Genomic DNA, 676 nt, shown 5'->3' with positions numbered 1-676 from the left:
AATTCTCAACCACTTGGTTGATATCAATAACCCTACTCCTCGCAGACGAGGCTATTTTCTCTGCATTTTCTGCCTGATTGCGCGCTTGCGTCGCATCATGTCTTGCATAACCAGCAGACTCCTTGGCTTCCTTGGCTATTTTTTGTGCCTCTTCCGCTTCTTCCTCTAAAGACGCGGCTTTCTTACCCGCTGTTTCGGCTGCCCTCTGCGCCTCTCCTGCTATATATTTTGCATTACTAGCTATTTCCTTGGCTTTTTCTACTTCATTCTTGGCTTCATACGCTCGGTCATCGGCTTTCTCTGCTATTTTCTTGGCTTCTTCACCTGCCATTTCTGCTAATCTTGCTATAGTCTTAGCGTTATTGGCTGCTTCATTCGCGTCGTAAGCTTTACTCCACGCTTCATTTGCTGTGCTTTTTGCCTTTTCCGCCTCACTACGAGCTTGCCCAGCATCATGGTTGGCATAACCTGCTGTCTGTTTGGCTTCTTTCGCTATCTTTTCAGCTTCACCCGCTACTGTCTCTACCTGTGATGCCTTCTTTTGTGCACCATCAGCTACCTTCTTTGCCTCGTCCGCTGTCGACTTCGCACTATTGGCTAATTGTTTTAGACCATCCAAAGCACCTTTCGTTTCTTCTGCTACCTTCTCTGCTGCTTCCGCTTTACTCTTTGCTGC

Annotated in this window: 1 protein-coding gene; it reads right to left on the bottom strand. The window is 47.3% G+C overall.

Features of this window, described 5'->3' with window-relative positions; translation table 11 throughout:
- Positions 1-676, bottom strand: a 676-nt coding sequence (locus tag ACFILW_RS10560) for an alanine-zipper protein (RefSeq protein WP_375685816.1), incomplete at both ends; no start/stop codon positions are given.

The organism is Bartonella sp. TT110JLCBS (assembly GCF_042193405.1).
Lineage (GTDB): Bacteria > Pseudomonadota > Alphaproteobacteria > Rhizobiales > Rhizobiaceae > Bartonella.
This window is presented reverse-complemented; position numbering and strand designations above follow the sequence as displayed.